Source organism: Vreelandella gomseomensis (assembly GCF_031451645.1).
GTDB classification, from domain to species: Bacteria; Pseudomonadota; Gammaproteobacteria; order Pseudomonadales; family Halomonadaceae; genus Vreelandella; species Vreelandella gomseomensis.
Genome location: NZ_JARWAI010000001.1, coordinates 110,420 through 133,720 on the forward strand (window position 1 = coordinate 110,420; position 23,301 = coordinate 133,720).

The following is a 23,301-nucleotide window of genomic DNA, read 5'->3' on the forward strand; positions in this document are numbered from 1 at the left end:
CGAGGACTCTTATGCATATTCACGACTTGATCGGCATCGGCTTCGGCCCCTCCAACATTGCCCTGGCCATTGCGCTCGACGAGCAACGCCAGTCAGGGCAAGCAAGAGATGCCTTCTTTATAGAGCGCCAGCCCTGCTTTGCCTGGCACCCGCATATGCTGCTGGACAATGCCCATATGCAGATCTCTTTCCTCAAAGACTTGGTCACGCCCCGCAATCCTGGAAGCCGTTTCAGCTTTCTCAATTACCTCCACAGCAAAGGCCGCCTACAGGACTTTATCAACCTGCAGACCTTCTTCCCCAGCCGCCACGAGTTCAATGACTACCTAAGCTGGACGGCCAGCCACTTTGAACACCAGTGCGCCTATGGCGAGGACGTATTTGAAGTACTGCCCGAAACGGACAACGACGAGGTCGCCTACCTCCGCGTGCGTTCACGGGATGAGAGCGGCACGGTGCAGGAAAGGCTCACCCGATCATTGGTGATCAGCGTAGGCGGCGCGCCCAATGTGCCTGAATGCTTCGCCGGGCTAAAAGACGACCCAAGGGTCTTCCACTCCAGCCACTACCTTCGTGAGCTGGCGAAGCAAGACGCCCCCAAACGCATCGCGGTGATCGGCGCGGGCCAGAGCGCCGCTGAGATATTCCTTGACCTGCACAACCGCGAAGGCATTCAGGTGGACCTTATTAGCCGGGCGTGGGCCTTTAAACCCTCCGACGATAGCCCCTTCGTTAACGAGATATTCAATCCCGAATACACCGACTACGTGTTCAACAACCCCACCGGCCAGCGTGAAGCACTGCTGCAGGAGTACAAAAGCACCAACTACTCAGCCCCTGACCTGGCGTTGATTCAGGAAATTTACGATGTGTTCTACCAACAAAAAGTGACCGGCCAGGCCCGCCACCGCTTCCGCCGCCGCCATGAGGTTATCGGCAGTGAAGCAACTAACGAAGGCGTCGAGCTCAACGTGCGTGACCTGGAGACAGGCCATACGGATATCACCCGTTACGACGCCGTGGTGCTCGCCACCGGCTATGTACGCGACACTTATAAACAGCTACTGGCCCCGGTTGAAGACTACCTATCTGACTTTGCCGTCAATCGTCATTATCAGCTCTACACCAAACCTGAGTTCAAACCGGCTATTTTCCTGCAGGGAAGTTGCGAACCCACCCATGGCTTGAGCGACACCCTGCTGTCGATTTTGGCGGCGCGGACAAGTGAAATCTGCGATGCATTAGATCAGACAAACCCCTTGTCTACTTCCTCTCCCTGTAAGCAAGAAGTCCCCACCCCATAGTGGCCAACCCCGGTGTTCACCAGGTGTTGACATCGGGGTATAGCTATTCATAATACAAATAATAACAATTAGTATTTACATAAATATCGACACAAACTCAACGCAAGGAGAACATTCGTGAACCAACCCATTTTCCGCAAGCGGTGGCTAACCACGGCTATTGCTGTGGCTGCGTGCAGCTCTTCGGCGTTTGCTCAGGAAGCAGACCAAGATTCATCTGATTTGCCAGTTGTCAGGGTAGTAGGCGAAGCAATCTCCGAGCCTTCTACCGAAAATACGGGGTCTTATACATCCAATAGAGTAACCATTGGTAAACAAGAGCAATCTCTCAAGGAAATACCTCAATCTGTCAGTGTTATCACTCGTGAGCGAATGAATGATCAGAACATGACGACTCTTGGCGATGTCATGTCACAAACCACAGGCATAACGAAAAGCGGCTTTGGACCTTCAGCTTCAATCTTCAGATCCCGCGGGTTTGATATTGATACTTTGTTACTCGACGGTAGCCCAATAGATACGGCAGCTGGTGTGACGGACACTATATTCGATACTGCTGTACTAGATCGAGTAGAGGTATTACGCGGCCCTTCAGGGCTTCTTCAGGGTTCTGGCGAGCCTAGTGGCACCGTCAACCTAGTTCGCAAGCGCGCAAAGCAAGATTTTGGTTTTCAATCTTCCCTTTCATATGGCTCCTGGGATACTTATCGCGGTGAGGTCGATATCACTGGCGCGCTTGATGAGTCAGGCAGGCTGCGTGGTCGCTTCGTCGGAGTATATGACGATAAAGGTAGTTTTATTGATCATATTTACGACGAACACACCCTAGGATACGGCACCTTGGAGTACGACCTTACTCCGAACACAACTTTATCTGCTGGCATCATGAGTCAATCTGGTGAATCCAGACCTAATTTTGGACTTCCACAACTCTCCAATGGTGAACTATTAAGCATTGACCGATCTACATATCATGGTTCTCTTTGGGATATTAAAGACGAAAACCTTGATAGGTACTTTGTTGAACTAGAGCATCAGTTAGATAATGGCGGCAACTTGCGCCTGATCGCAAATTACATAGAACGAGAAACTGATACTCAACAAAGCTCAGCAGGAGTCAGCTTCCCAGATACTAATACAGACGCTATTGATATTGCACAATGGCGGATTATTACTCCCCGCGAAGACAGCTTTGTGGATGCTACGGTTTCCACCCCGTTTACTTTTCTGGGTGAGACACACAACATCATGGCAGGGGCCAGTTACAAAGTCACCGAAGAACAGGTGAATTGGAGCTACGGAAATCCTCAAAATATACAGCGTAGCTTAGTTAACCCCGATCCTAACACTCCAAAACCAACATTTGACATCAATCAAACCACTAACTCAAAGACAGAAGAAACAGGAGTATACAGTCAACTAAACCTATCCGTTTTAGAAAATACGACACTCGTCGCAGGTGGTCGGGTAAGTTGGTGGGAAGTGAAGGATCGACTAAACTCATCTAACAACTTCGATATTGATGGCGAACTTACTCCTTACGCAGGTTTAATCTATGATATAAATAAGGACATTTCAGCATACGCCAGCTATACTGATATCTTTAAGCCTCAGAGTTCACAAAATATTGATGGTGAGTTTCTTGACCCACGTACTGGTGAGCAATTTGAACTAGGTCTAAAAGGTAATTCACCTAATGGTTTATTAAATTGGCATGCTGCGGCTTTTCGAATTATTGATCAGAACCGTAGCGTTACCGATATAGAAAACCCTGGATTTTCGGTTTCCGATGGGGAAGTTGAAAGTAAAGGGTTGGAATTAGAGATTACTGGGCAGCCTTTGCCTCGCCTAGATATATCAGCAGGCTATGCCTATACACTAACCGAGTACTTAAAGGATCCAGTTCAGCAAGGCAGAGACTTTTCTACCGAGACCCCAGAGCACAACCTTAAGCTGTGGTCACGATATCAATTTTCTGACGATCCTGACACAGGATGGAGAATTGGTGCTGGAGTTAACTATATCAGTAGCATCTATGTTGAGGCAGGTGATCAAAGTTGGGACCAAAGCGGATACACATTGCTTTCAGGATTAATTGGATACCGCTTTAATCGCCATCTCGACTTTTCACTTAAAGGCAACAACCTAACTGATAAAAAGTACTTTGATTCATTGAGGGCCCGTTCGCGAAATAATCATTATGGCGAGCCGCGCAATTTCACGCTAACAATGCGCTATCAGTACTAATCATTAAAACCTGCACAGGCTTGTTCCCTGTGCAGGTTTTTCTTAAAAGGAGCAAGTTTCTTTGTAACTTTTGCCTAACTCTTCGCGTTTTAGCACTAAAAATAGCAAACGTAGCATGAATAATAAAAAATATAGTTAAGGCAAAAAGCTTATTTTATAATCCAAAATAAGAAAAAGCACCTTTATTTGGAGATCACCCCTTTCCGATAAGCGCAAGAAAATTTTCAAAAACCTACCAATAGCAAAACATTTATTTAAAAAGAGCCTTATAAAATGACCTTTTCCAGCCTTCCCATAGTTAAAAACCCGAATATTTTAGTAGTCTTCCATATTTCATTACTTATTCCTTTCGTTAGCCAAGCTTCAGAGCCTCCTTCATCTATAGCACTCAGTTGGACTGTTGCCGAAACATTGGTCGCTCTTGAGGCTCATCCCCAAGGAATGTGGGCACCAAATAAATACGAAGAATGGGGTAGTATCAGGTCGCTTCCAGAAAGTATATTTGACATTGGGCTTCCCGCCCAACCAAATCTTGAGCTTATCACCGAGCTCGCCCCAGACATTATAATGTCAGAAGCCTACTTATCCAAAATCGACGAGAGACTTTCAATAAATTACAACACACAGGTGGTTTCAACTTACGACAGCGACTTGGATACTTGGAAGCAATTAACAGACCTCACTAGAAAACTATCTATTTCGATTAAAAAGCAAGATACTGCTGAAAACTATATAGACACCATAGAAACTGAAATAGAATCTTTAAAAGATATCGTAAAAGACTGGTCAGAGCCACTCCTGATTATTCGAGCTTTAGATGATAGCCATGTCAGAGTTTACGGAGAAAATAGCTTACCCCAAGCCATACTTGATCGTCTTGACCTTCCCAATGCTTGGGAAAAGCCGACAACCCGATGGGGGTTTACCGTTGTTGGTATCGAAGAACTCATAGACATTGAGGCAAGGCTGGTAATTGTCAAAGGCCCCGGCATATCCGATGAAAGAATGAACCAGCTTTCAAATCATGGATTGTGGCAGCATATGCCTAGTATCAAGGAAGGTACTGTAATATCGGTTCCACCGTTCTGGATATTTGGTGCACTACCATCAGGATATCAATTTGCTCGCAACTTGGTCGACGCATTGGTAGCAGACCAATCAATCTCAACCACTCAACGCCAATGAACGTGTAGCCACTTCCGCAGTGGTTAAGGCTGCGAATGTACTCATTAGCGAAATCATCCTACTCCATAACTCTTCTCAGCCGCACAAAACTGACAGCTGAGAAGAGCAACCATAATTTTCAATACCCAAAGATCCTCAAACCATTGAGCTCTCCTCTACATGTCTCGATGGATGAGTCTCCTCTTGCAGCTTTTCCACCACCTGCGGCAACACGGAATCACTGGAGACGATAGAGAAATGCCCCTCGGAAACCTCAATAGTAAGATCTGGCACTTGCCCTACCTGTTGAGCTAACGCTTGTTGTTCTTTTTGCAGACGCTCTTCTGACCACCAGCAACCTATGTTGCAACTCAACTTTGGCAAAGTATCAATTTGGAGGGAGAGCTTTTTCAAGTATCTCGCCACACAGAATATTCGAGCAAGCTCCTCGTTATCCAAAGCTGCGTAGCCCTCACGACCATATGCATCGAATGATTCCATTAGCCTCGACAACTTAATGGCAACCTTCTCCTCACTCGGTTCTTGCACGCTCTCTTCATTACCATCATGCGTTTCAAGGTCAACGCCTGGCAGTATTATCGATGCAAAGTTAACGAAATCTCTCTCCCAGCTATCCTCACTGTGGAGGCCAACGCCAGGTATATAGGGGTCTATCAAAGCCAAATGGCTTACATCTTGCCCTACCCTTTCAAGCCGTGCCGCGATCATCGCCGCCAATGCCCCACCAAGGGACCAACCCAATAGCCGATAGGGCCCCATAGGCTGTATGCGGCGTATTGTCTCAACATAGGCATCCGCCATTGCCTCCAGCGACGAGTCTTGATGCTCAGGATCAGTTAGCATCCGGCACGGCAGTCCATAGACCGTACATATTCCCTGCAGGTGTCGGGCCAACGGTTGATAGTCGTAAACCGTTCCCATCACAGCATGGATGCAGAATAGCGGCGGCTGATCGGGACACTCACCGTTGAGCATGACAGTCCCTTTGGGCAGCGACTCGCTGTTACCCCTCAGGCCCAGCAGATCCGCAATGGTCGGTTTCTGCATTAGGTCGAACAATTTGAAGTTAAGTCTAGGTTTCCGCAGTGCTTGCACGCGCCCCATCACTTTCAAGCTCAGCAGGGAGTCCCCGCCCAACTCGAAGAAGTTGTCGGTCTCACCGACCCGTTCAACACCCAACACTTCTTGCCATATCTCGGCGAGCTGCTGGGCTTCCGAGGTAGAGGGTGCCACATACTCGCGAATTTCCTCTAGATCCGGCTCGGGCAACGCTTTACGATCCACCTTGCCATTGGCATTCAACGGCAGTGCATCCAACGTAATCACGACGCCCGGCACCATATAATCCGGTAGAGTTTGGCCCAGCGCTTCACGTAGTGCGCGGGTATCGAGCCCACCTTCGGCTTGAGGCACCACATAGACCACTAGCCTCGAGCCACTAGGACTTTCCTGTGCAACCACTACCGCTTCGCGAATCTCCGGTTGAGCCAACAGCTCGGCTTCGATCTCACCTAGTTCTATACGCAGGCCGCGGATCTTCACTTGGTGATCAAGACGACCCAGGTACTCAAGCTGGCCATCCTCCCGCCAGCGCACCAGGTCCCCCGTACGGTAGAGGCGCTCGCCCTCCGTGAACGGATCAGCGACAAAACGCTCCGCTGTGAGACCACTGCGATTGAGATAGCCACGGGCCAGGCTTACCCCTCCGATATAGAGCTCTCCCGCGACGCCCTGGGGTACCAGGCTGAGTTCACCATCCAAGACGTAGGTGCGGGTACCGCTAATGGGTCGCCCAATGGGGATCTGACGGTGCGCGTCATCACGGCACCACCAGTGAGTGACATGAATAGTGGTTTCAGTAGGACCATAAAGATCATGCAGATTGGCACCTTCGAGACACTCAGCCACGTCCTGCTGCAGCGTGGCTGGAACGGCCTCACCACCACACATAATATGCTTGAGCCGCGTATTGGTCTTAACATCGGGATAGGCCAGGAAGGCCTTGAGCATTGAGGGCACAAAATTGAGCGTGGTAACGCCGTGCCGCTGGATCAACTCGATGATGCGTTCTGGATCCCGATGATCGCCTGGTTGAGCTACCACGAGGCGAACTCCGGCACTCAATGGCCAGAAAATCTCCCATACGGAGACGTCAAAACCGAAGGGCGCCTTATGCAAGACAGCATCTGACTCATTGAGCTGATAGGTCTCCTGCATCCAGACCATGCAGTTGGTCAAGGCATTATGGCGGATGGCGGCGCCCTTGGGTCGCCCGGTGGAGCCTGAGGTGTAAATCACATAGGCGAGGTGCTCGCCGTGGATCGCCACCGAAGGGTTTGTCGAGGCGTGATGCGTGACATCCAACTGATCCAACTCAATAACGCTCAGACTTTCCGAGACTGGCAAAATCTCGCGAAGAAACTGTTGGGTCAGGAGCAGTTCGATGCCACTGTCTTCGGCAATATAAGCAAGCCGTTCAGTGGGGTAATCAGGATCCAGCGGCACATATGCACCGCCAGCTTTGAGAACAGCCAATAGCCCTACTACCATCTCGATAGAACGCTCAACGGCAATGCCCACCCGGGTTTCAGGGCGCACACCCAAGCCAATCAAATAGTGCGCTAAACGGTTGGCACGAATATTAAGCTCGCCGTAGCTGAGACGGTGCTCTGAGAAGATCAATGCCATTGCCTCTGGCGTCTTCATGGCTTGGCATTCAATCATTCGGTGGACTGGCTGACCACTGGGATGCTGGAGTAAGCTCTCTCCCCACTCGTTCAACAATTGCCTTTCGTCTTTTCCTAGCAGGCTGATATCGCTCAATGATTGCTGAGGCGCCTTTTGAAGACTATTTACAATGCCGACCAGTGCCGCACACATATAATCACACAACCGCTGAGCCCCGAGTTTGTGGCTAACCTGCGCCACCAGCTGGAACCCCTCGCCAAAGTCGTCTACTGACATCACAATTGGGTAGTTAGTACGCCCCCGATTGCCCAGGGCTTTCATCCCCTCCCACGCCCGGCTAGTTGCATTCTCCTCTAGAGCACTATAACGATAGTTCAGTAAGGTTGAGAACAGTGGTGATCCTCCACCTACTCCGCTGCATCGCTGTGCTAGTCCGAGACTAGCATGCTCGTGGTTCAACAATTCGGCCAACTCGCTATGGGTCTGGCGTAAACAGCCGCCCACGCTTTTAGCACCTAGTCTAATACGAATAGGTAACGTGTTAATGAACATTCCAAGTGCTCTTTCGGCGCCCTCACTACCTTGCATACGGCCAAATAGTAGAGTGCCGAACACCACGTCGTCCCGCCCTGTCGTTTTACTCAGCACTTGCGCCCAAGCTAAGTGAAATAGGGTAGCGGTACTGACACCATGTCGCTGTGCTTGCTGTCGAACTTGTTGGGCCAGTTCTGCTGTCAGTGGTAGGCGAATCTCCTCAATGCCACTGCCATCGCCACGTACATCCAGTAATCCGAATGGAGCAGTAGGCTCCTCAACATCGCCCAATTTTTCTCTAAAGAAGGCTTCATGCTCTGTCTGACTCACTCCCAACCTTGCCTGTGCTACGAAGTTTCGGAATGGCAGCGGTTTGGGTAGCTCTCCTTCTCGCCCTTGCTGGATTAAGGCAATCTCGTCCACTAGCAGATCAAGTGTGGTGTGATCGAGCACCAGGTGGTGGCTGGGCAATTGCAGCAGCCATCGCCCTTGCTCAGCATCTTGTGCCGCAATAGCTCGCACCATCGGCGCCTGGCGTACATCGATGCGATAATGCTCAGGATCAACATGGGCGTTTAGTCGTTCGGAAACGCTGCACGAGGTATCGGGTTCTTCCAGCTCTAGCCACTCCACCTCTAGTGAGGCGTGCCGATACACTACTTGTACTGGTTCATGAAGCCCTTCCCAGAGCACTGCAGTGCGCAGAATATCGTGACGGGCAATAAGTTGATTGAAACCAGCAACGAACTGCTCAAGCCGTTCCTGGCTATCAAAACCAAGTAAGCAAGGGAGTACATACGTGTCACCCTCTTGCTGTAATCGGTGATGGAACAGGATACCCTCCTGCAACGGTGCCAGAGGGTAGATGTCCTGGATATTGATCGCTCCGCTTGGCACTGCATCTTCTATGCGACTGATTTCATCAGTATCCAAATCGATCAGTGTCAGCATGTCCGGCTGGATCGACTGACAATGCTCTGGAATCCTGTTGGGCGGTACAACCAGTTTTTTCCTATCAGGCTCTATGGACAGCGCCTTGGCAAAGGCTGCTAGTTCTGGCGACTGGAACAACGTCCGTACTTGAGATTCCAGCCCTCGAACTCGCATACGCTCAAGCACACTCAGTGCCAACAGAGAGTGTCCCCCTAGCTCAAAGAAGTTGTCGTGACGCCCTACCTGCTCGACACCCAGCACCTCGCTCCAAATCGCCGCCAGCGCCTCTTCCGTCTTACCTTGGGGCGGCTCGTATTGCGAACTACTGGTGAAGTCCGGCTCTGGCAATGCCTTGCGATCCACCTTGCCGTTGGGCGTTAGTGGCAAGGCATCGAGCATCATCACCAAACTTGGCACCATATAGTCCGGCAATACCTGCCCCAGACGTTCGCGTAGCTCAGCCGTATCGATCGATTCATGTGGCTGGGCAACGGCATAAGCCACTAACCTGGCTCCTCCTGGCCCTTCCTGAGCCACCACTACCGAATCACGGATTTCTTCGAACTCCACCAACCGGGACTCGATCTCACCGAGTTCGAGACGCTGCCCCCGGATCTTGACCTGTTGATCGGTGCGTCCGATGTATTCAATAGCCCCATCGGTGCGGTAGCGGGCCAGATCGCCTGTCCGGTAGAGCCGCTCCCCAGGCACATCGGCAAACGGGTTGGGCACGAAGCGCTCCGCCGTCAGCTGCGGCTGATTCAGGTAACCCCGCCCAACCCCAACACCGGCGACATATAGCTCGCCACTCACCCCCGTTGGTAACGGATTCAGTTGGTTGTCTAGGACGAATAGCTGGGTGTTATCGGCCGGTTTACCGATTGGCACCACAGCTACATGCTCGTCATTGTCGCTACGCAGCAAGTGCAGGGATACGTCATCGGCACATTCTGCAGGGCCATAGGCATTGACCAATGGGATCGCTGGATAGCGTGCAAACCATTGGCGCACTAGTTCATACGTTGAGGCTTCGCCCGTAGGCAGCAACCAGCGCAGTGCTGGCAGGTCGACTGAGGTAGTATTCAACATTCCCTGTATCACTGCAGGTACGCTTTGCAGTACTGTGACACCGTTATCGCGCACATAAGGAAGCAACGCACTGGGATCGCGTGCAATCTCATCAGGCACGATCTCGATGCTGGCTCCACACAACAGTCCCGTCAGCGTTTGCCAGACGGAGATATCGAAACTCAGCGCTGCAGTCTGGGCGATGACATCGCTGGCCGACAGACCCAGGTAGGGAACCTTGCTCAACTGGTTATTGAGCATGCCACGATGACTAACGACTACGCCCTTGGGTTCACCGGTCGAACCGGAGGTATAGATGACATAGGCAGCCTGATCTGGGTGCACCGGTACGGTGATATCCCCCTCTAGCCCTTCCGCCAGGACGAGATCTTCGAACACAAACATCTGCGGTGGGTTGGGCATGGATGCAAGCACAGCTTCGAGACGCGGTGTTTGCTCAGCAGTGGCAACCAGAACCGATGCCTGGCTAGACAGCATATCGGCGATACGCTGATCAGGAAGCCGTGTATCCAACGCTAGATACGCACCGCCAGCCTTGAACGTACCCAGAATCATGCTCGGTAACGCCAAGCCACGCTCGGCATGCAGAGCCACGACGTCATCCTTCTTCACCCCTACTTCCCGCAGTGACTGGGCAATGCGATTAGAGGTGCCTTCTAGCTGATCATAAGTGAGCAACTCTCCCTCGTGGCGAACGGCAACTTGGCGTGGATGCTGTCGTACCTGCTCACGGAACAGCTCGATATAGCCTCGCTCAAAGGGATAAGCAACCGACGCTCCACTTCTTTGCATTAATTGCGTTTTTACCTCCCCTGCTGGCATCACTTCCAATTCGTGATATGGAGCGTCAGGGCTGTCGATAATTTGCAAAAGAACTTGGCGGAACTCCGAGAGCAAACACTCAACTTCGGCACCTTCGAATTTACGCGCATCGTAGGAGAGCTGCAGTGTTAACTCATCTCCAGGCATGACTACGACAGTCAAAGGATAGTTGGTATGCGTGCGGTTGCCTTTGATTGCTACCTGGAAGTCTTGCCCTTTCCCAGTCAAGCTGGCATCTACCGGAGCGTTCTCAAAAACAAAAAGACTATCGAATAGACTGCGCCCTTGTACCCCCTCTCCCAACGATTGGATTTCTACTAGCGGCAGGTGCTCGTATTGGCGCACCTCCAGGTTTTTCGCCAATAGCCCATGCAGCCACTCAAGGACGGAGGTTTGCGGCAAAGGCGCTGAAACCCGCAGTGGAATCGTGTTGATAAACAACCCAACCGTCTCCTGTATGCCCTCAAGTTCTAGCGGGCGCCCAGCCACTGTCACGCCGAATAGGATGTCATCCACCTGGGAAAGCCGCCCTAACAGCAGTGCCCATGCCCCTTGTACGATCGTATTGACAGTCAATTGATGCTGTCGAGCAACGTTCTGTAGCTCTACACTCTCATCGTGGGAGAGAGAAGAGAATACATCGGCCACCGTGGCAACACTGTCGAGCGAACCGTGCGGTTTAAGATAAGGAATTGGTGTTACCTCATCGAAACCTTCAAGCTCATGTTGCCAATAGTTGCGGAGGACATTGACATCCTGTTGCTGCAACCAAGCGATAAAATCACGATAAGGCCTTGGTTGCGTCAGCTCATGACGCGTACCTAGACGATAGGCATCGTAGTAGTGGAAGAAATCGCTGAGCAACAGGGAGCGGCACCAGGCATCCATCAGAATATGGTGGAAACTCTGTACGACGTAGAACAGGTTCTCCGCCAGTTGAATAAGGCGTACCTTGAGCAGTGGTGGCCTTTCCAGATCGAAGCCATCATCAAGTTCCTGGCGCAATAACTTCGACAAGCGACGATCAGCCTCATCCTCGTCCGTGCCGTGCCAATCGATATATTCCACGGGCGAAGGAACTTGCCGATACACCACTTGCAACTGCATGTCTTCGGTTTGCCAGACGAATCCTGTACGTAAAACCTCATACCGTTCGACGACTCGTTGCCAGGCTTTCTCAAAAGCATTGATATCAATCGGCGAAGCAAACCGGTAGCGATCCTGCATCATGTACATACCCGCGCCTGGATTGAGCAGGGTATGCAATAGTAGCCCTTGCTGCATCGGTGCCAGCGGGTAGATGTCCTCAACATTGGTGGCATCCAATCGCAAATCATCCAACTGCGCCTGACTCAGCCCCGCCAGCGGGAAGTCGGATGGCGTGGCGCCACGAACGCCGCTGTCACAGTGCTCAATCAATGCCTCTAGTTGCGCTTGGAAGCTTGCTTGCAAGGCATGTATCGCTGCCTCGCTGTGAATCTCACGACTGTAATGCCAGTCGAAGCGCAGTTGGCCATCTTGAGCCCAGGCCACCACCTCAATCCAAGTCCGGCGCTCATTTTGCGCCGCGCGGGGCTGCCCGGCGTTCTCTTTGGCGAGTTTCCAGGCCGCATCGCCCTGCAGAGAGCGGTCAAACTGGCCTAGATAATTGAAGGTGACCTGGGGGTAGGCGCCACCGACCAGCGCGGGTTCCTCTTTCAAATAGCGCAGCACGCCGTAACCGAGCCCCTTGTCAGGCACTTGGCGAAGTTGCTCTTTGATTGCTTTTAGCCTCGAACCCGGCTCCGCATTACCCGGTCTCAGGCGAACTGGGTAGAGGGATGTGAACCAGCCCACGCTGCGACTGAGGTCGATACCCTCGAACAGGTCTTCGCGGCCATGACCTTCCAGTTCGATCAGTACGCTGTCTCGCTCCGCCCATTGGCATAGGGCGCTCGAAAGTGCCGTGAGCAACAGGTCATCCACTTGGGTACGGTAGGCCTTATGCACCGGCCCCAGCAGTTGCGTGGTTGCCTCAGTAGACAAGCTGCCTGCAAGTGATGCGGTATCGGCAACGGTGTTGCTGCCCTGGAGATTCTGTGCCGGTAGGCTAGGCTCTGGCTCGTTGACGAGGCTTTCCCAATAGGGACGTTGCTCAGCCAACGCCTCCGATGTGGCGTAGTCGGCCAGGGTGCGCGCCCACTCATCTAGCGAAGTGGTGGCTGGTGGTAGGTCGAGCGCCTTTGCTGCACTTAACTGCGTGTAGGCCGCTTGCAGGTCGTCGAGAATCACGCGCCACGAGACGCCATCTACCACCAGGTGGTGAGCCACTAGCAGCAGTCGTCCGCCATGCTCGCCTCCCAGTGCCATCCAGATGGCACGGAACGGCCGCGCCAAACTCAGACTGCGTTGCGCAGCATCGGCGGCCTGGGTGATGGCCTGCGTTGGATCCGCATGATCGCTCAAGTCGAGGTGCTCGAAGAGGTCATCGGCTAGCTTGCCATAGGCTTGTTGCCAGCGATCGTCGATGCGCTCAAAGTGCAGCCGCAAGGCGCCATGATGATCGACCACTGCCTCAATGGCACGCCGTAACAGCGTGGCATCCACACCACTGGCCGCTTCCAGCATCAACGACTGATTCCAGTGGTGTGGCTCGGCAAAGTTCTGCTCGAAGAACCAGCGCTGTGTCGGCAGCAGTGCAAAGGGAGCCACCTTATCGGGCGCAACCACTTGTTTAGGTACGGCCGCCGCCAGGGGCGTGGCCATCGCCGCCACGGCAGCGATGGTCTGCCCTTCCATCAACTGTTTGGGCGTTACCTTGTAGCCACGCTTACGAGAGCGCGCGACGATCTGCAGGCTGAGGATGGAGTCGCCACCCAGTTCGAAAAAGTTGTCATTACGCCCCACCTGCTCGCAGCCGATCACGTCAGCCCAAACCGCTGCCAACGCCTCTTCTGCTTCTCCTTGGGGAGCTTCAAAGGCTTTGCCACTACTGGTTTGCACCGGCTCAGGCAGCGCCTTGCGATCCAACTTACCATTGGCGGTTAGCGGCAGAGCCTCCAGCCGTACCATGGCACTGGGTACCATATAGTCCGGCACGCGTTCGCCAAGCTGCGCGAGTAACGCGTCGTCATCGACGTCGCTACCGGCTGCCATCACCACGTAGGCGTACAGTTGTGTGCGGCCTTCTTCGTTTTCCCGTGCAATTACTTCTGCTTCTGCAATATCCAGCTGATCGCGCAGCAGGGCAGCGATCTCGCTCGGTTCCACCCGATAACCGCGAATCTTGACCTGGTCATCCACACGGCCCTGGAACTCCAGGCTACCGTCGGCCAGTTGGCGCACACGGTCACCGCTGCGATAGAGCCGTTCGCCTGCATGGAAGGGGCTGGCGACGAAACGTTCCGCCGTTTGTCCCTGGCGCTGTAGATAGCCTTTAGCCAGTCCTGGGCCACCCAAGTAGAGCTCCCCAGCAACGCCTTTCGGTACCGGATTAAGCCAGGGGTCCAGCACATAGGCCTGAGCATTGGCCAGCGGCGTGCCGACCGGCAGTGTGCTGGCACCTCGATCGGCCATGTCGGCTTGCTGGGTGAGAATACCTACCGTGGTTTCGGTGGGGCCGTAATGATTAAGCACCCGGCAGGTTGGCTTGAGTTCGGCGATACGCTCCAGTAGCGCCCAGTCAGCCGCTTCGCCGCCCAGGATCAGCCGCTCTTGCGGAAATACATCAGCCGGGGTTGCGGCATTCATCAGCGCCCGCAGGTGGCTAGGCACAATTTTGAGCACATCCACTTGCTGTTCTCGCATATAAGCCGCAAAGGCATCCGGGTCGAAAGCGCACTCGGGGGAAATAAGATGCAAGGCGCGCCCGGTGCACAAGGCTCCAAACAGCACCGTATGTCCCAGATCCGCCGCCACCGTCGACACCATCGCCATATTGCGGGCATCCTCTGGTAGCGCCAGCGCCTCCAGAACGCCCTGCACGTAATTGGCCAGAGCACCGTGACTTACCGCCACGCCCTTGGGCTTGCCCGTGGAGCCAGAGGTATAGATCACATAGGCCGTCTGCTGGGGGTGGATGACGGGTAGTTCGTGCTCTAATGAAGCTGGAGTATCATCGGCAAACGCCAGCGCCATTACTGGAACGTCACCATTCCAGTCGCAAGACGTATTGCTCAGCAACAAACAAGCACCACTATCAGCCAGTTGATAGGCCAAACGCTCCGCTGGCAGTTGCGGATCTAGCGGCACAAAGGCGCCCCCCGCTTTGAGTACAGCGAGGATACCGAGTACGTATTCACACGAGCGCTCGGCATGGATGGCAATGCGCACTTCGGGGCCAACGCCTTCTGCGATTAGTGCTTGTGCCAGACGCTGGGCTTGAGCATCCAGGCTGGCATAAGTGACGCCATGATCCGGCTCATCTTGCATCGCAAGTTGTTGGGAGTGCTCTTCGACGGCTTGATCCCAAAGCTGTATGACGTTCTCAGAAGGATATGCGTTTGATTTGCCTTCAAGCACCGAAGTGGGGGCGGGGATATCTAGCGATGCCAACGGCGTATTTGGTTCTTTAAGCACTTGCTCAGCCAGGCTTTGTAGTGCTCCGGCGAGTCTCTTGATTGTCTGTTCGTCAAACAGTGCCGTCGCATAGGCGAAGACGCAGTGAATACCATCGGAGGAATCGGTAAAATCAAAGCTTAGATCGAAGTGAGCATCACCACCGCTGAGTTCTTCAAGATGTACCTTTAAGTCACCTACGGCCTTTTCTCTTTCCAGCTCTTTCTGCTGGGTGCACTTGACCTGAAATAGCGGATGTACGCCAGGCTGGCGCTCAGGCTGCAGCGCCTCTACCAAAGTATCGAAAGGAATGTCCTTGTAGTCCTGTGCATCAAGCACGGTTTCTTTAACTGCATCTAATAAACTGGTAAACCCTTTGCTAGGCTCTAATAAAGTTCTCAGCACTTGAACATTGAGCAGGTAACCAATCAAACCATGTGTTTCAGCTTTGTTCCGATTAGCACTGGGAGAGCCTATCCGTATGTCGCTTTGTCCACTGAAGCGATGTAGCGTCAGCTTTAACAGTGACAGCATCACCATATACAGTGAAGCGCCATGCTCACGGGCTAGCTGGTGAATACCTTGGCTCACCTCACGAGATAATTGAACATGACACTGGCCAGCTTTCGATGTCTCCAGGGAGCCTCTTGGGCGATCAAAAGGAAGATCGATAGGCGTGTGCGAGTCCCCCAAGCGTTGGCGCCAGTGGTCTAGCTGCCGCTCCATTTCGCCAGCCTCAAACCAACTCCGCTGCCATATCGCATAATCACCAAACTGAATGGGTAACGATGGTAGTGCTGCATTACGTTGTTGGATTTGGGCTTCATAAAGCTCGAACAGCTCATCGATGAGCAACTGAATCGACCAACCGTCACAAGCGATATGGTGCAATACAATGGCAACCGCATGATGGTTAGTATTCAACTGGTAGATTGCCATGCGGAATGGCGGTTCAACATCAAGCGCAAACGGGCGCTGAGAGAACTCGCCAATTAGGCGCTGTAGTTCTTTTTCCTGCTCTAAACCGGCATGGTGCTGCAAATCATCGTGTAATACCGGCACCTGCCAGCCACTGAGAATCTCCTGCTGAGGCTCTCCATCCTCGCTCTGAGGATATATTGTGCGGAGTACTTCATGACGCGTCACAAGGTTATTCACACTCGACTCGAATGCCGCAACATCCAGTGGGCCTTGCAAATGAAATACACCGGGCATGTTATAAGCCGGGCTGGTCGGATCAAGCTTCCATGTCAGCCATAAGCTACGCTGCGAATATGACAACGGAAATTGCTCATCCCGGCTAACCGGCACGATAGGAAGCTCACGAAAATCGATGCCACTACTTCTCAGCTTATTCAGGAAACTTCGCTGCGCATCAACCTGTAACTCTGCAAAACGTTGAGCAACCTTTCTTTCGTCCAATTCCATGCTTCACCCTTCCAATTCGTTGAGCAGTTGATCCATAGTGGAGAGCCGCTTCGTGCGACCACCCTCGGCATTTAGCTGTTTTAATGCGACTTGTGTTGCCAGTTTCGCCAGCATTGGATGTTCAAAAATAAGTCTTACTGGCAACGCTTCACCAAAGCGCTGCGTGAAACGAGCCGATATCTGAGTTGCTAAAAGCGAGTGGCCTCCCAACTCGAAGAAGTTGTCGTATCGGCCCACACGTTCGACGCCAATTACCTCTGACCAGATGTCCGCCAGCGCTTCTTCCACTTCGCCCTGGGGCGGCTCGTACTGCGAGTTACTGGCCAAGTCCGGCTCGGGCAATGCCATGCGATCCACCTTGCAATTAGCATTCAGCGGCAGTGCCTCGAGCGTGACCACGACGCCCGGTACCATATAATCCGGTAGCTTTTGACCCAGCGCTTCACGTAGTGAGGTGCTGTCGAGTTCACTGTCGGCCTGGGGCACCACATAAGCGACTAACCTCGAACCACCGGGGCCTTCTTGAGCAACCACTACTGACTCGCGAACCCCCGGCTGAGCTGATAGCTCGGCTTCGATCTCACCCAGTTCGATACGCAGGCCGCGGATCTTCACCTGGTGATCAAGACGGCCCAGGTACTCGAGCTGGCCATCTTCCCGCCAGCGCACCAGATCGCCGGTGCGGTAGAGGCGCTCGCCCTTAACAAACGGATCGGCTATAAAACGTTCTGCGGTAAGGTCAGGGCGGTGTAGGTAGCCCCGCGCCAACCCAATGCCTCCGAGATAGAGTTCCCCCGCGACGCCAAGCGGTGCCAAGTTAAGATCGCAATCCAACACATAGGTACGAATACCAGCGATCGGTTGGCCAATCGGTACCTGGTTGCGCCCATCGTCTTGGCACTTCCAGTGGGTAACGTCGATGGCTGCTTCAGTGGGGCCATAGAGGTTATAGAGCGCCGCGTGAGGCAACCGAGCAAATACTTGGCTCTGCAATTCAGCTGGTAGCGCTTCGCCGCTACACACTATGCGTGTTAGGCTGGTGCAGGTCTCTACCTCGCCATGGGCCAGGAAGGCCTGCAACATTGAAGGTACGAAATGAAGCGTGGTGATCTTGTGAGTACTTATTAATTCGACCAACTGCGTCGGCTCGCGATGAGCACCTGGTGGCGCCATCACCAATCGCGCGCCTTGCATCAGCGGCCAGAAGAACTCCCACACGGAAACATCGAAACTGAATGGTGTTTTTTGTAGCACCACATCGTCGTTCGTTAGCCCATAGGCGTCTTGCATCCACTGTAGGCGATTGGACAGTGCATGGTGGTGGTTGGCCGCGCCTTTGGGGCGCCCGGTGGAACCGGAGGTGTAGATCACATAAGCAAGATTTTCGCCGTGCAGGGCCACATTCGGATTGGTCGGCGCGTGGTGAGCAACCTCCAACCGATCCAAATCAATGACGTTCAGCCCATCGGCCACCGGCAACGCATCGCGAAGATGCTGCTGGGTAAGCAACAACTCGATGCCGCTGTCCTCGACCATATAGGCCAACCGATCACTTGGATAATCGGGATCTAGCGGTACATAAGCACCACCCGCTTTAAGAATGCCCAATAGGCCCGCTACCATATCGATGGAACGCTCCATGGCGATACCCACCCGGGTCTCAGGTTTTACGCCTAGACCGATCAGGTAGTGGGCCAACTGGTTGGCGCAGGCGTTGAGCTCGGTGTAGTTGAGCGACTGATCTTCGAATACGAGTGCCGTAGCCTCTGGGGTTGCCGCAGCTTGGCGCTCTATGACGTGATGGATGGGCTCGACCGAACTATCGGTTGCTGCGCTGCTTCCCCAGTCGAGCAGCAATGCTTTTTCCGTATTCTCAAGTAGTTCGATAGAGGAGAGCTGTGTTTCCGGCTTTTCTAATAAAATTTTCAGTACTTTCTGGTAATAACCTATCAAACGTTGAATGGTCTGTTCTTCGAACAGGTCTGTATTGAATTCTAGAGCACCAACTACTTGCTCCTGTTCAATAAACATATCCAGGGATAGCTCAAACTTTGCACTCGTCTGAGGAAGATCGATCAGTTCGACAGACACCTCATCTAGCTGAAGCTGTTCGTCATCGGATTTGAACTGGAGACCAAACATAACCTGGAATAGGGGCTGCCGAATGGGATTCCGCTTTACTTTCCGTTGTTCGAGCAAGACTTCTAACGGCATATCAGCATAATTGAGCGAGCCCACTGCATCCTTTCTCACCTGCTGACATACGTCACGCAGTGTCATGGCTGGATTCACTCGAACTCGAAAAGGCAGTGTCGTGATGAAAAAGCCCACGACTTCCTGAAACTCCTCTTGCTGGCGACCTGACGACGGTACGCCAATAGCGAAGTCTTGCTGCCCACAGTAGCGGGCCAGCACTACTTGCCAGGCAGCAAAAAGTGGCACAAAAGGAGTAAAGCGTTCTTGGTGGCAAAAGGCTTTTAGGGAACTGGCGAGACTGTTATCCAAAACGAAACGCTTTGCGGAGCCCCGAAACGCTTGCTGTTTGGGATAGACATGGTCAGTAGTGATTTCCAGCGGCGGTACATCATCCCCAAGATGCTCATTCCAATACTTAAGCTCCTTCTCAATATCGCCCGTTGCCACTCTCTTGTGTTGCTGCAGAACATAGTCACCATACTGTACGGGCAAGCTTGGAAGCTGCGTATCACTGTCTTGACCCAACGCCTGTCGATAGGCTTCACTTAGGTCGGATTCGATGATGCGGTTAGACCAGGCATCCGAGACAATATGATGAAGACAAACAACTAATACATAGCTGTTTTCCGCCAGCTTGATTAAATGGGCTACCAGCAACGGCGGCGCGCCTAAATCGAAGACATGCTGCGCGACATTCTGGATTGAACGCGCCAGCCTTTCGTCCTGTTCTGGCGCAGCCAGTTCAGAGAGATCTTCTCTACGAATAGAAAAAGGGACGCTGGGGAGCACAGACTGGTGTGGTACACCGTTGCGTTCGAAGAATCCCGTTCTCAATACGCTATGGCGTTGAACCAATGCTTGAAAGGCGCTTTCTAGGGCCCCTGCATCCACGTTTCCGGTAAGCCGGTAAGCACGCGGCTGATTGTAGGCGGTAAGATCCGGCGAATAACGGTGCAGGAACCAAAGCTGTTGCTGGGAGTATGACAACGGCAATACATCATCTTCACGTATTGCTTCAGACACTCTATCGTGCCCTTCTCTGTCATTACCTTGTGCTGCTGCGTCTTGTGAATGAGCCACTTCCTTCATCACTAAATCCTCTTCCTGTACCGCGTTACAAATGATGTTATTAGGCAAATTTGGCTACTCAGTTGCTATCAAGCTCGGCTAGACCGCTCGTACTAGCCTCAGCACAACTCTCGCGTAGAACGGCACCCAGCTCGACGACGGTGGGATGATCAAATACCACGCCAGGAGCTATCTCGATTCCGAACTGCTTACGGATGCGAGCTACCAGCTTGATCACCAGCAAGGAGTGCCCACCCAGTTCGAAGAAGTCGTCTTCAATGCCTATCTCATCGCGACCAAGTAGCTCGGTCATGGCTTGGCACAGGGTGGCTTCCACGGCATCCCGGGGCTTCACCAGGGTTTTACTTTCTGCGGTTTTTTGGGCCAAGGCTTCCAGCGCGGTGGTATCTACCTTGCCATTACCTAGGCGGGGGAAATGCTCAACAGGGATAAAACGAGAAGGACGCATGGGCTCAGGCAGCAGCACAGTCAGTTGCTCGCGCAGTTGGGCTTGGCCCTCAACGGACGTTACCTCGGCGTCAGCGATCAGGAACGCTACGAGTTCCTGGGTATCACCGCCCCGACCCATCAGGCGAACCAGACTCTGCTTAACCCCTGGTTGTGCTTGCAACACGCTTTCGATTTCTGCTGGTTCAATACGGAAGCCACGCAGCTTGATCTGATCGTCAGCTCGCCCAATAAGGCGTACGCCACCCTCGGGTAGCACGCACGCCAGATCGCCGGTGCGATAGAGCCGTTCACCGTCAATAAAGGGATCTTCGACAAACGCGGAAGCATCGCTATTGAGATACCCCCGCGCCAGTTGAGCGCCGCCCAGATACAGCTCACCCATGGCCCCGGTGGGGGTCGCTTGCAAGTTATCGTCAAGCACTCGGTAGCGGCAGTTCGGTAGCAGTTGGGTTAGCGGCAACGGGCCTTGAATATCTTGCGACAGCGATACCGGGTGCACCATAACGCCCACCGTGGCTTCTGTAGGGCCATAGTGGTTGTATAGCTGGCACTCGGGCGAGATCCGCGCAATGCTCGAAAGCAAGGCAGGTGAAGCGGCCTCGCCGCCTAGAATCAGCGTTTTCGGCAACCGTGGGGCTTCGCACTCCAGCAGGGCCTCCAGATGAGACGGCACTATCTTGAGCGCATCAATATCGGCCGCCGACATAAAGCGCGCAAAGTGGTCGCCATCCTGCATATCGTCAGGTGTGGCGATCACCAGGCGAGCACCATTGAACAAGGCACCGAACAGCGCTGTATTAACTAGGTCGGTGGCCAGCGACCCGGTCAATGTCCAGCGCTGGCATACCGATAGACCCATGACCTTTGTGGCACCGGCTACGTAATTGAGCAGTTGACCATGTTCAATCACCACACCTTTTGGAGTACCGGTGGAGCCAGAGGTATAGAGAAGGTAAGCCACGTCACCGAGTTCTGGCTCTGGAAACGGTAATGCGCCACCTACTTCTTCCACTTCTTGTGGCAGCCCTACACTGTGGATACCAGGAAGGGCCAGTGCTGCAAGTTCCGCCTCGACGTTTTCAGCGCTCACCACGAGCGCGGGCTGGGCATCCTCAAGCACCCGCCGTTTACGGTCTACGGGCCACTCAGTGTCGAGCGGCAGGTAAGCGGCGCCTACACGCCATACTGCTAGCAGTAGCACGACCAAATCGGTGGATCGGGGCAAATTAAGTGCTACATAATCTCCATGCTTAACGCCCTGACCATCCAACCACCGAGCGATATTGTTAACGCGGGCTTCTAGTTGGGCGTAACTCAACGTACGGCCCTGCTCCTCAATGGCAATGGCATCCGGCGTCGAAGCCGCCCAGGCAGCGATATGGGCAGCTACGCTACGTTCGCCCACGTCAAGCACATTGTCTCCAATCGACAGTAATCCCTGCTGTTGCTCAGGAGAGATAAGAGGCACCGAAAATAGCTTTTGCGCTGGGTCGGCTAGGCCCGCCTTTAGCAACGTATGGTACTGATCCAGCAGGCACTCGGCCGCCGCTAGGCTATAGCAAGATGGGTCGGCGTAGAGCGTCGCCACCACGCCGCTCTCACTGCGGCCAACGTGCAAGGCAAGTTCAAATTCTGTCGATGGCCCAGGCACTTCTCGCAAGCGCCACTGCAAACCCGCCGACTTTAGCTCACTCACTTCCTCTGAAAATGCGAACCCCACTGCGAGGTGGCGCTTATCAGGCAGCGCATCAATCGACCAATACTCTTGGGCTTGGGTATGCGCTTCTAACTGCTCTGACAAGCGGGCGATCCAGCCAGAGAAATCGCTATCAGCGACACCTTCAACCAGTACCGGCAGTACCTTGTCGAAGAGCCCGATCGCCCCTTGCATCACCTCGTAATCCTGGCGGCAGTCGTGTTGCCAACCACCTAGCACACGCTCATTGCCACTAATCCTGACGAGTAACGCCCACCAAGCTGCCTGTAAAACTGCCTCGGCGGATACTTGAAGCTCATCTGCCAGGCTATCGATACGCGCTACGAGGTCTGGTTCGAGTTCCAAGTCCACATATTCATGTTCTACCCGCACGCCATGGCGGTTCGCTTGCCTGGCAGGTAAGCGGCATGCGCCTGCCTGCTCGGCATGCTGCTGGTGCCTTTGCCAATACTCACGGCCCGCTTTGGCGTCATCGTCGTTTTCGAGCGAAGCGCGCCACTCGATGAACTGGGAATACTGCAGCGCAGAATCCTCATCGGCTCCTTCGCTCTGATCGTAAGCATCCGCCAACGCTGAGAACAGCGACTGCAGACTGCCGCGATCCGCCACCAACGCCGAAACAGCCAGAACTAATACCCAGGTTGTTTCACCCGTTTGCAGCAGCGCTGGACGCATCAGCTCACCGGATTCTAGGGCAAGGGGCCGGCGCTTCATTGACTCGCGATAGATATTAAGAAAGTCGTTGAGCAGCGCTTCCTTGTCATCGCTGCCGCGTAAGTCCTCATGCTGCCACTCGATAGCAGGAAGGTTTTCAAGCGCTTGGTGACGCAGCCCGCGATACCCGGCCACGCTCTTCAAAGCCGTTGATAGGGCTTCATGCTGTTGCCTAAGGTCGCTCAGTGCACGCTCCAACCGCGAGCTATTAAGAGCACCTTGGATATCGACCACCATGACATCGACTTGCGCCGATGCTGCCTGCTGGGTGTCGCTTTCATTAGCTTCCGCCGCCACCAACACCGCGCGCTGTTCAGGGCTAAGCGGCCAATGGGCAAGGCTCTGCTGTTCCGTTATCGCATTCATTTA

6 protein-coding genes are annotated in these 23,301 nt (G+C 53.4%); 3 read left to right on the top strand and 3 right to left on the bottom strand.

What is annotated here, in order from left to right; all coding sequences use genetic code 11:
* Positions 1–11: 11 nt before the first annotated feature.
* The 3 genes from QC815_RS00495 (at position 12) to QC815_RS00505 (ending at position 4,736) form a co-directional block, all read left to right on the top strand.
* Entirely contained in the window at positions 12–1,304 is a 1,293-nt protein-coding gene (locus tag QC815_RS00495) for a lysine N(6)-hydroxylase/L-ornithine N(5)-oxygenase family protein (protein ID WP_309766373.1), read from the top strand.
* 117 nt (positions 1,305–1,421) lie between these two features.
* Positions 1,422–3,551, top strand: coding sequence for a TonB-dependent siderophore receptor (locus tag QC815_RS00500; protein ID WP_230446166.1), 2,130 nt, complete (start codon positions 1,422–1,424; stop codon positions 3,549–3,551).
* 273 nt (positions 3,552–3,824) lie between these two features.
* A complete protein-coding gene (locus QC815_RS00505; RefSeq protein WP_230446165.1) occupies positions 3,825–4,736 on the top strand; it encodes an ABC transporter substrate-binding protein in 912 nt (303 codons plus the stop codon).
* Positions 4,737–4,871: 135 nt separating this feature from the next.
* Here QC815_RS00505 and QC815_RS00510 read toward each other — a convergent pair whose 3' ends face one another.
* Genes QC815_RS00510 through QC815_RS00520 form a run of 3 tightly spaced genes read right to left on the bottom strand, consistent with a single transcriptional unit; the run spans position 4,872 to position 23,298 of the window.
* A complete protein-coding gene (locus QC815_RS00510; protein ID WP_309766377.1) occupies positions 4,872–16,766 on the bottom strand; it encodes a non-ribosomal peptide synthetase in 11,895 nt (3,964 codons plus the stop codon).
* A 3-nt stretch (positions 16,767–16,769) separates the two neighbouring features.
* A complete protein-coding gene (locus QC815_RS00515; RefSeq protein WP_230446163.1) occupies positions 16,770–20,051 on the bottom strand; it encodes a non-ribosomal peptide synthetase in 3,282 nt (1,093 codons plus the stop codon).
* A gap of 58 nt (positions 20,052–20,109) precedes the next feature.
* Entirely contained in the window at positions 20,110–23,298 is a 3,189-nt protein-coding gene (locus tag QC815_RS00520; RefSeq protein WP_230446162.1) for a non-ribosomal peptide synthetase, read from the bottom strand.
* Positions 23,299–23,301: the final 3 nt, after the last annotated feature.